Origin of the sequence: Streptococcus sp. oral taxon 058 str. F0407 (genome assembly GCF_000235485.1) — a bacterium.
In the GTDB taxonomy this organism is placed as follows: domain Bacteria; phylum Bacillota; class Bacilli; order Lactobacillales; family Streptococcaceae; genus Streptococcus.
Window position 1 is genome coordinate 1 of the sequence record NZ_JH378878.1, and the last position, 11,006, is coordinate 11,006.

Annotated in this window: 7 protein-coding genes and 1 tRNA gene; all 8 read right to left on the bottom strand. The window is 35.2% G+C overall.

Going from position 1 to position 11,006, the window contains the following annotated elements; translation table 11 throughout:
* Positions 1 to 128: 128 nt before the first annotated feature.
* The 8 genes from HMPREF9184_RS00275 to HMPREF9184_RS00310 all read right to left on the bottom strand — a co-directional run bounded on the left by HMPREF9184_RS00275 (position 129) and on the right by HMPREF9184_RS00310 (position 10,908).
* A complete protein-coding gene (locus HMPREF9184_RS00275) occupies positions 129 to 458 on the bottom strand; it encodes a DUF4176 domain-containing protein (RefSeq protein ID WP_001285417.1) in 330 nt (109 codons plus the stop codon).
* An 11-nt stretch (positions 459 to 469) separates the two neighbouring features.
* Positions 470 to 4,846, bottom strand: coding sequence for a type VII secretion protein EssC (gene essC, locus HMPREF9184_RS00280; RefSeq protein WP_001108401.1), 4,377 nt, complete (start codon positions 4,844 to 4,846; stop codon positions 470 to 472).
* Between the two features lie 9 nt (positions 4,847 to 4,855).
* Positions 4,856 to 6,010: a type VII secretion protein EssB gene (essB, locus tag HMPREF9184_RS00285; protein ID WP_000405440.1), complete on the bottom strand. Its 1,155-nt coding sequence runs from the start codon at positions 6,008 to 6,010 to the stop codon at positions 4,856 to 4,858.
* 14 nt (positions 6,011 to 6,024) lie between these two features.
* Positions 6,025 to 6,267: a hypothetical protein gene (locus HMPREF9184_RS00290; protein WP_000393429.1), complete on the bottom strand. Its 243-nt coding sequence runs from the start codon at positions 6,265 to 6,267 to the stop codon at positions 6,025 to 6,027.
* Between the two features lie 122 nt (positions 6,268 to 6,389).
* Positions 6,390 to 6,851 carry a type VII secretion protein EssA gene (gene essA, locus HMPREF9184_RS00295; RefSeq protein ID WP_000709333.1) on the bottom strand — a complete coding sequence of 154 codons (462 nt, stop codon included), beginning with the start codon at positions 6,849 to 6,851 and terminating at the stop codon, positions 6,390 to 6,392.
* Between the two features lies 1 nt (position 6,852).
* Positions 6,853 to 10,092, bottom strand: coding sequence for a type VII secretion protein EsaA (gene esaA, locus HMPREF9184_RS00300; protein ID WP_000731017.1), 3,240 nt, complete (start codon positions 10,090 to 10,092; stop codon positions 6,853 to 6,855).
* Positions 10,093 to 10,154: 62 nt separating this feature from the next.
* Complete coding sequence (locus HMPREF9184_RS00305; protein ID WP_000016588.1) at positions 10,155 to 10,451, bottom strand: WXG100 family type VII secretion target; 297 nt, start codon at positions 10,449 to 10,451, stop codon at positions 10,155 to 10,157.
* A gap of 369 nt (positions 10,452 to 10,820) precedes the next feature.
* Positions 10,821 to 10,908: transfer RNA gene (locus HMPREF9184_RS00310), tRNA-Ser, on the bottom strand.
* Positions 10,909 to 11,006: the final 98 nt, after the last annotated feature.

Consider the following 11,006-nt stretch of genomic DNA (forward strand, 5'->3'; position numbering starts at 1 on the left):
GTGCGAAGACGTTCCAATTTTTCATCAATGGAAGTAATCCGTGATTGGGCGGAGGAGATGCTGGAGTAGTGTTGATTCACTCTACCTTGAAGATAATAGATTTGATCATAGTCTATTTCACCCATGTATTATCCTCCTAGTTCATTTGCTTCATTCAACTCAGCAACATTCCCCTTGGGAATATCTGTTGTAGATACAACCGAAGCAATATGGTCTAGCATAAGCTCATTGTCATCATCGCTATAGCCCTCTTGAACAACCTTGAAAATATCTTCGTCATTGAAATAGATAAGGCTATCCCCTACCATCCCTTCTGGATAGAGACAAGCTCCGTAATCAAAACGGTAGAGATCTCCTTTAACGGGTGCTGCAATCACACGAGCAATGATGAGCATCTTTTTAGTACTTCCCTTTAAAACAATAACACTGCCTAGTGGTAATAACTTAGTATCTGACATAAATCCCCTCTCTAAATTTCTAATAATTGAATGGATTCATAGCGGTCCGGATAAAGGATGTAGCCTTGGTTAGGTTTCAGTGCCAGCTCATTTGTGATGTAAGGATAGCGAGTATGATCTTGATCACTGATACGTACACCAAGAAAGACTTGATCCACTAACTGATTCGCTAATTTTACAAAAGTGTCGTAATTGTTCGCTACTAGATCTTGGTAGGCGCCTATAAAGAGCAAGGTTACTCCATACTGAGCTCCTTCACTAAGGAGTTGCTTGAAGTCCAGTTCACTCACTCCAGCCGCCATAGCCGTCGCAGCAATATCAGGTATCAAAATTAACCATTTTGGATAGTCCTGATTTGGAGACGCAACTCGTTTCTTAAAGTCTTCTAATATCGTCTTCATGACATTATCAACCTCTAAAGAAGTATCAAATCGTTGAATACCATCAAAGAACTGATTGTTAATACGCTGACTAGGATCTAAAATAACAGTATTATACACTCCTGATAAACGGTTTAGGTGATATTCTAGTAATTTATAGTAATTCGTTACAAAAGCAGGACTATTTGAAGCCACAAGCATCGGACGTTCAAAACTAAAGGATGCTGGGACAACTGCTTCTCTTTCAAGTCCCAAGATAAAGTCTTGACTGCTTTCTAAGATTTCTGCCATCACTTCTTTGGTTACCTTTTCTGGCAACATTGGGATGCCTGTAGGAATTGGTCCATCGTATGCCACAGCCATTGCTTCTTGTTCTGCACGAACTTCCTTTATGTAGTCCGTGTAATGTTCACTACTGTACGGCAACATCACTTGGAATTGGACGATATCATCAAACTTAGCTATGGCACGACCCTTGATTTCATCGAGTGGAATATTTGAACGTCCTACTACACCTGATAAGTCACTGTTATCAAATAAGAAGAGAGAAATCTTGGTCTTAAAGTTGGATTGTAGCTGTAAACGCATCGCATTGAGACGAGAAAGTGTCACGACTAGATAGATTCCTAGAGAGGCACCATCTCGAGCAATGACATTTAAAGTATCATAAAAGGCATCTACGAATGGGGCATCCATAACACTATCAAAACCATCTATCTCGATGAAAATAGTTGGAAAACTCTCATCTGACAACTGATTGTATTGCGCTAGATTTGTGGCTCTTGCTTGAGAAAGAGCATGTTTCCGAGTTTTTATCTCTCTATTCAAGAATCGAAGGGATTTCATGATCTTCTCAGTTTCATCCAAGGTGAAATAATCTGCAATATGAGGAAAATCAGAAATAGAGATTAAGCCACTGGTACCAAAGTCATAGAGATAGAAATGGACTTGGTCTGGTGTGTGCTTACGAATCACATCCATCGCAAAGTTCTGTAGAAAAGTGGACTTCCCGAATCCTGGACTAGAAACTAATAAAATATGGCCTCTTTGTTCCATATTGAAATAAAGGGGGGATTGTTCCTGTCTTTCAGGAATATCTTGATACCCAACCAAAATAGGTTGTAATGCCTCTGAACGTCCCCAATAGTCCTTAAAATTAGTAGATTGTAGATCTTTGGCATATATTTTTTCTTCAAGTGGTGGAAGCCATGGACTTGATACCTTCGGAATATGAAGACTATTAAATAATTCATTTGCTCTATCCACAACGGCATCTAATTCTGTTGGAACAGCCTTTGCTTCTTTTTTATTGACTAAACCACTCAAGTCTTTATTAATCGCATTGTATTGACCATTGCTTGTAATTTCATATACAGTTGTGTTTCTTTGAACATGGTTCCGTCCTTCTGGATTGTAATCTGCACCCGACCAAGCGCTTTGGAATAGCTCATAGATTTCGTTATTCCCAACCTGAAGATAGGCTCTACCTGTCTGTGTGATTTCTGCTGCATCAGGTGTTTTGATTACTTCTCTAGAATCTGCAACATCCTGTACTTTAAGAGCTATTTTAAACTTAGAGTTTGACCAAATCTGATCATTGACAACTCCACTAGGTTTTTGGGTTGCTAAAATTAATTTAACTCCCAATGAACGACCAATACGAGCCGTAGAGACCAATTCATCCATGAAGTCTGGTTGATTCGCCTTCAACTCTGCAAACTCATCACTAATGATTAATAGGTGTGGTAATGGTTCTTTGACCTTCCCTTCTTTGAAGAGTTTCATGTACTGGTTGATATGATTAACATCATTTTCAGCAAAAATACGCTGACGTTTCTTAAGTTCAGCCTTTATAGATACCAGAGCTCGGTTAGCCTGGTTGCCATCCAAGTTCGTAATCGTACCAACGACGTGAGGTAGGTCTGCAAAGAGATTGGCCATTCCTCCCCCTTTATAGTCAATCAAGAGGAAAGCAACTTCATACGGATGGTAGTTCACAGCTAAAGATAGAATGTAGGACTGAATAAGCTCAGACTTTCCTGATCCCGTAGTACCAGCAATCAATCCATGAGGGCCATGCGCCTTCTCATGAATATTTAGATAAAGAATATCGTCTCTACCTCGTACTCCTAAAGGAACAGCCATTGTTTGGAAAGTCTCATTCTCTTGCCATCGTTTTAAAAGATCTAGTTCCTCTACTTTATTGACTCCATACATCTCTAGGAAAGTAATGCTATTCGGAATCGAATTACGCAAAGTCTGAACATGATGAATACCCGCAAGATTTCTTGCGAAATTTTCCTTTTCAGATAAACTTACAGATGGAAGAGGCGTAATTTCTTTATTTGTATAATTGCCATCCTGAAGTAATACTATACCTTTTTTATCTCCTCTATAGTCAACAACTGTTTTAACATGTTCTGGCAGACTTTCAAGCACTTCCTCTACAAAAACATAATGAATTCCTAAATGGGATAAATCTTCATTGATATACTCCATAATATTGTGATCCAACATCAAACTTAAATCTGTAATAAAGAGAATATAATGAGGACTGTATTGTTTTTCTTTTCCTTTATCCTGCTCACTATCCAACTTTCTATCTTTAATAACTTGATAGAGTGACGTTAATAGTTGATCGCGAGTACGTTGATTATAAACAAAACCACGGCTATTTAGTGCTTTTATTTTCGTATGAGGTAACCATCGGCTCCAATTCCATAGCTCCAACTCTTCCTCTCGGAAAATTGGAATAAACTGTAAATCATGGTAACTTTGGAAAGTCGCTAATTGAATCATCATCTGTTGAACTTGTTCAATCACTATTTGACGTGTCCCTATATATCCTGTGGGACTTGTTAATGTATGAGTAATAGGGACTTGATCAGTCACACGATAGTAGGAAAGTAATTCTTGAATTTTTTGATTAGCAACTGCATTATATTTAGTCAATTCTGAATCAGAGTACTCAATGTAGAAACTGGAGCCAACTTCACCCAACCCTAAACGATAAGACAGAAAATCAAAATGATAAAGTGTTTTTTCGTAAATACGTCTATCAGTTTTTTCTACCATTTCTAAAATCTGGTCCATGCCAGGGAAATGATACACCAAAGCCTTAACTTGTTCTTCACGTAAGTTAGCTAATTGTGAATACTTGGTTTCCAAGTATTTCATATACTCATTAATTTTCTGTTCCTGAAGTTCTTTATGTGATTTTTTGTCAGAAAAATAAGTATGAATGGAAGTCCCAATAGTAATGACAGACATCCCCATCATCATAAACATCATTCCACCACTACGTGTAAAGTAAACCGTCAGTAAAGTAAAAGCAATCATTGCTAACGGAGTAATAAGCAATTTTAGTAATGATTGTTTTTTACCTTCATCTTCTGTTGGTGCAGGAGCAATCGTTACTTTATCCTCGGGTTCTCTTAGAATAATCCGTGGAGAGCGATGAAATTCTTTTGAACGATCTTCGACCATTACTTCAGAGAAAGGCAGTAAGCTCGTCTCAATAGAAAATAGTGACTGGATAGATAGAATTTGCTTCTGAATAGATAAAGCTACACCTTGTTCAAAAATAAGTTGGTCCTTATCTTGGATATCTTGTTTTCCAGTTTTTCTTTCACCATTAACATAATATGAACTAGCACTGTAAATCGTCTTATTTGTTCCGTCAAAGGTCAAAATGATTTCTGTAGGAAAATCGACTAACCGAATGGATGCTTCTTTCTTATCTGATAAGTAGAGTATTTTCTCAGGAAGAAGATAATACTCTGTATTCTCAATAACTAGTAGGGAAATATTTATTTTATCGTCTATAGAAACTAAATGATGCCCTTGGCCATAAGTCTTTCCTAGTAGCCCAATTCCCGTTTTCTTGACCTCTAACGTAATATTTTCAAGGCAAGGAAGATAGATATTAGAAGCTACTGAAGGTCCCATTTGATAGGTGTTCCCTATATAGAGTGGATAAATATTGTCTTCAAAAATTAAATAATTCATATACCACTCCTATCTTGACTCTGTAGAGGTTGAAGTCGTGTTTGACTTGTTAGCCTCTGGTGTTAAGTAGTTTTTCTTCAACTCTTCCAATTTACTCTTATAATTACTCAATTGCTCAGTACGTTGTTCTGATGTTAGGCTAGGATTTCTCTGGACTTCATCAATCTTTTTAGTCAAACCATACATCAATAACTGCGGATCATCTAGGTAACTTGCAATATCTATAGCTTCATCAATTTTTGACTGACCAATCAACACCCAGTAACGAAGATAGTCTATATTTGATTGAGTTGATATTTTTGATAGCTCCGTCTTTTGCGCATCTGTTAAAGGTTCTGTTTTGATTACGGAATAAGCTACCATATAGGCATCGTCCTGACTAAGTGATTTAGAATCTGTATTTTTAACAGTAGATACAACTGTTGAGTAATCTTGATGAACAAAAGCTAGACGCAAATCAGAAATCATTTGTTGGCTAGGCATAGCGAATAATGCAAAATAAAGTACCCCAACAATTGACAGTACTCCAATAAGTGATGTGATTAGAGCAGTCCACTTCAATCGTGAAACCAGTTGATTAGATACACGTGAAAATTTTTCTTTATTTTGTTCCTTCTCTTCCAGATAATTTTCTACTAATAAAGATATAATTTCATCCAAACTTTCTGCCTTCATGATAGTTTCACAAAATAATTTTCCTTTGTAAAATGGTGACTGTCCCTCTATCAATTCCTCATAACTTACCTTTTTATCTAGTAGAGATACTATCATAGCTTTGAAGTTAACTGTAAACTCATCTAAACTTAATGCATCATATGGTGGTACTTGTCCTTTGACACCACGAAAAACAAATAGGGGATTCCCATTTCGTGAAAATACTAGATTATTGGGTGATAATTCATAAGTATAAATAGAATCCTTCAGCGAGTTAAATAGTTGACCAATATTTATCAGATGACGCAATTTTTCTTCATCAATCATCGTAATCAACTTATCCCAAGAATAATATTCATCTGTCAAAAGACTTTCAATCGTTAATTTATCTTCCTCCTCAATTATATTTTGAGCTACAAAATAAGGTTGTTCTGCCGTTAATAGAGCAAATGCTATTTCACGATTTCCTTTGATATCTCCAACAACTAATTCATGTTTTTGAATTTCCATATCTTACTCCCTAATTATATTCTTTCTAATTTTAATAACACTCCGTCTTTTACTAATGTTAGACTACTAGTACTAGCAAGTATCTCTCCAGACTGTTGATTTCTAACACTTGGATTCAATGTCTTGACCTCTATGCCATAAGTATCGGATACGATTTGTATCAATTCTTTAATGGTTAACTCAATAGGAACTCTTAAATCTAATATTTTAGATAAAAAAGGTGAACAATCAAGACTAATATTAATGTACTCTTCCATAAAAATCTCCTAATCTTATACCATTATGTTTATTATATCACGCAAAACATGAATATTAAAGAGTTTTCTGCTTATAAAAAAGGAGATACAGCTGTATCTCCTAAAATATTTTTCTATTGATTTTATTGTTTAAATATATGTAATTTTTTATATATGAGTGAATAGATTGTAATAATTACCCCTAGTATAAACAATAAAATTGCTGTCCAAGAAACAGGAGAATTTACATTATTAAGTGAAACATTCTTTTTATCACTATGATTGACTTGAATTTGACTGGTAAATAAAGCAGATTGATACTCATTAACAACATTCTCTGATACTACCTTAGTGATAAATAAGTTTGTTTTAACTAATTGATACTTTTCTTCATCAACTTTTTTAGTAGTATCAATCAATTTATATGTCTCAGGACGAAATAACTTTGTTAAATTCCCCTCCTGTTCAAAGTACTGAATCTCCGTTTTCTTTGTATTTTTATCTAAAGAGGTGTCTATTTGCAAGGAGCCATCATTTGCAAAAGCGACACTCTCCCCTGTAAAAATTGAAAACAATAGAAAAATAAAGACAATAGCTTTTTTCATATTACTTGTTATCCTTAACTTGTCGATACAAGAAAACATTCCCAAGTCCTAAAGCAATCGTTAAAACTACAATTACAACTACTGACTGTTCCACTCCACTTTGTTGATTAATAAACAATTTCACCACACCTTCTAGATAAGTCAAAGGAGAAAGTGTTGCTAAAATAGGAGCTGAGTTCACATAATATTCGTCAAATAATTGAGTCGCTGAGATGATGTAAAGTAGTATTAGACTTACACTTATCAAAAATCCTAAACTTTTTAGCTTATCAATAAGAATATTCAGACCATATGTCATCATTAGACTTACTAACATAAGAAGTACTATAAACCAACTCAATTGTGCTAGAGAGAAACCAAGTTTAATTCCAGAAACAGTCGCAATTATAAAACCAGCAACCACTGAAATAGCACTCAGGAAGAGCATAGGGCCAGAAGAATTTTTCCATGATAAACGATCTTTCAAACTCATTAATCTTTGTAATTCTTCTTTATCTGCATGTTGGAAAAGATAAGCAACAACTAAACTAACAAGATAGCTAATTAAGATAATAAGAAGCCCTGATCTCTCATCTTGACGATTAGTCTGTGACGGTGAATTGGTCGCAGCTGATACGACATTCCCAATTTTCGAAGCATCAACAGGGTTCGACAAATATTCATAGACAGCTTCATTTTTGGTGTTACCCGTTTTAGTATTGCTCAAAACAGTAGAAAAGTTTTTAAGGAATTCTTCGTTTGAACCATATTCACTAGACATGATTTTCTTCAACTCAGAAACGCGTTCAGTTAATGATTTTCCGTCTTTTTCCAATGTATTAACATCATTTGTCAACTGAGTCATAGTAGCTTCAATTGTCTCAGAAACAGCTTGGTTTGCTTTTGTATTGTCCATCAAGGTTTTACTAGCTGACATCAGTGTGCCTAGGTCCCTGTTCATATCCATACTAACTGTAACCATATTAGTATTATCTACTTTTTCTGTTTCAACAAAACTAGGCTTATCTGTAATTGTTTTATCCACTAATTTGGTTTGTTCAATTAACTGACTTAACTGAGTCATTAAATCTTTGGTTGTTGTTCTCAGCTGTTCAATATTAGATGTTAATTTCTCAGTGTTAGCTAATCGAGACTGAATATCCGTCAATTTTTTATCCGAAATCTTCAAATCTGATTTTAGAGCTTCTACTGTGGTCGCTTTGATTAGATTGGTCACAATGGTCTTGAGGTCATCATTATTTGCTAAGGAAGCAAGAGAACCTTCTGCTGGAACAAACGTAGTATCTGTGTACGTGTTTTTAGATAAATCTAAGCCGTAAAACGCAGTAACAAGTCCTGATAACTGTAGATACGCCTCAACATCTTTATAAATCGCTTGAGTTAACTTAGTAGGATTGTACTCCCAGTTAGAAATAATGTCTTGCATCTCATAATGACGATTCAAAACTTTTTTTTCTGTTTGATTTATCTTAGTAGTCGTGATGGTCTTCGTAATTGTGATAATTTCTGTTGGTTTCTGCCCATCAGACGTAGAGGAACTTGACGTTACAGAAGTAGCTGGACTAACAGGCGCAGAATGAACTGTCTCATTCTCTATTTTATCTTTTTCTACATAAGGGGCATCTTCCTTTATAACTTTTACATCTTCTGTCGTATCTAATTGATACTTAACAAGCACAGGTGATAAGACATTGAGATCATTTTCATTCTTGATTCCTAGTGTGTATGAAATAGTCATACCTGGAGATGCTTCACTAGGGATAGATACCTGATAACTCCCTCCTCCAAGATCAGAAAATCCATAGTTTGATTCTTTAAGATAGTATCCGCTTGGTACTGTTAACGTTAATTTTGAAATTTTTCCTTCAAATGAAGGCAATGTTAGATCACGTTTTGTTGTGCTCTTAGATTTAATGTCATTCTTCAACTGAGAGAACTCTTCATTTTCAAGTGTTGTAGCTTGCAAAGTTGGTAATTCTTTCCCTGTCTTCTTACTATACCACTGTATAAAAGCACTTATATTTTTCAAATGTTGTTTATCAGTATCTGACAAAGAAAGATTATTTATAGCTGCATCATCGTAGTATACACTTGGCCATTTACTAGTAATTTGATTTTGCATACTAGTATTTAACGACTGAATATAACTTCCAAGAGTTTTATTAGCTCCATCTACCGCTGAGGAGTTTTTAGCCAAGGAAGACTCTACTGCTTCTCTAATCTTTGTATCATAATTCGATAAGGTATCATCAATTTCCTTATTATTCTTCTTCAAGCTTTCGAGAAGTTTTGTGATATCTTGATTATAGGAAGAAGCCGTATCAGTAGTTTCTTTCCAAATAGCTGGCTCTGATAACTTCTCAGTAACTTGAGTGTTTATAGCAGTTAATCGAGTTAATTGTTCCTTAACTGATAATTTAGAAAATTCTGTATCATAGTTGGCCAAAGACTTTTCTCTTTTTTCCAAGGAATTATCCCATTTTTTTTGTTGCTCATCTATTTCTTTTATTGGTCCCTCATATGTCTTATTGACAGAATCAATTGATTTAAAGGCATCATTTGTATTTAACAGGGTCTTGTTAAATGACAAATACGATGATAAAAGATTATTCGGTGATGAACCTAAACCATTAAATTGTTGACTATATTGAGCGAGAGGATCCACTAACTTATTATTAAAGGACGCTAGTGACTCTTGTTCATTTGCAACTACATCTGAGACCTGCCCTTGTGCAGTTCTTAAGTTTCCAATAATACTAGTAAAATAAATATTAATCAAGTCCTTATTAAAAAGCTCTTTAAAAGCTACTACAGCTTGTTCTGCCTGCTTAACAGTTAATTGATCACTTGACTGAATTTGATATTGAAACTTCGCCTGAACAGGTGATGAGGATTCGAGAGCTAAAGCCTCTTCTGAAAACTTACTTGGGAAGACTACCATCAACTGATAGTTCTCATTTTTCAAACCACTTTCAGCAATTGATCGAGAAACCACTTCCACTTTGTAATTATTTTTAGAAATAAACGAATTTACTAAGGTATTAGCGATATTAATTGGCTGTCCATTATATACCTTGCCTGTATCCTCATTAACAACTGCAACTTTGATGGGAGCTTGTTGTGCTGAAGACTCGGAATTCGTTCGACTGATAGGTGTTGGTTTTACAATAGCAAAGAAAGACACTAGCAATGTAACAAACAACAATAACAATCCTAAACTAAATAAAACTTTCTTTTTCACATTTTCTCCTTAACTAAATATAGTAAAAAAGTTGAGGATTTCTCCTCAACCTCAACTTTAGATTATTGAAGACCAAAGTTTCTAGATAAATCTTGGTCATTTTGTTGCATCGCTTGAGCAGTCTTATCAAGTTGTGTATTGATTTGTTGCATCAAATCAGCAAAGTTTTCAACCTTTGGTTTCAATTCAAGGAATTGTTGATCAAAGCCTTGGAACGCAGCACCTTCCCATTCTGAACGCAAGGTATCTTGCAAACGTTGAAGATTGCTCAAAATAACTCTGATATCGTTTGCAGCTTTCCCATATTCACGTGCACGTGATTGGAGGGTCTCTGGAGATACACGAATTTGTCCTGACATATTTTCACTCCCACTATATTTTTTATTTTATTTTAACATTATTCAAACTTTTAGGCAAGTATTTTTATTAAAAATGGTATTTTCAAATCATATTATTTATGAAAGTCATATAATAAAGTTAGCTACCGAAACTTCCTAAAAATGAGCTGATTCAACTAGCTTCTAGCTAGTTCTTGATTTCATTTGATAACAGCTTCAAGAGTCCCTGTTGTCAATTAAAAGATTATTTAGGAATAAGAAAACACCTCTGTGTTATACCTGTTATTCACCACAAACAAAAAGAGGAACACAAAGTTGCAAAATATTATACTACAAAACAAACAGTTGACAAAGAGCCAAAAAGAGCATACAAGTTATCGAATCACATTACGGAGAATGGGGGATTCGAACCCCCGCGCCAGTTACCCGACCTAACGATTTAGCAAACCGTCCTCTTCAGCCTCTTGAGTAATTCTCCAAAATATTTAATTAATAGGTATAAGTTGATTTAAACTCCTACACTCACGTTATAGCTCTCTGTATACGGAGAATGGGGGATTCGAACCCCCGCGCCAG

Coding starts and splice junctions, on each gene's coding strand:
- essA (WP_000709333.1), bottom strand. CDS start 6,851: ATGAAAAAAGCTATTGTCTTTATTTTTCTATTGTTTTCAATTTTTACA.
- HMPREF9184_RS00290 (WP_000393429.1), bottom strand. CDS start 6,267: ATGGAAGAGTACATTAATATTAGTCTTGATTGTTCACCTTTTTTATCT.
- essB (WP_000405440.1), bottom strand. CDS start 6,010: ATGGAAATTCAAAAACATGAATTAGTTGTTGGAGATATCAAAGGAAAT.
- essC (WP_001108401.1), bottom strand. CDS start 4,846: ATGAATTATTTAATTTTTGAAGACAATATTTATCCACTCTATATAGGG.
- HMPREF9184_RS00275 (WP_001285417.1), bottom strand. CDS start 458: ATGTCAGATACTAAGTTATTACCACTAGGCAGTGTTATTGTTTTAAAG.
- HMPREF9184_RS00305 (WP_000016588.1), bottom strand. CDS start 10,451: ATGTCAGGACAAATTCGTGTATCTCCAGAGACCCTCCAATCACGTGCA.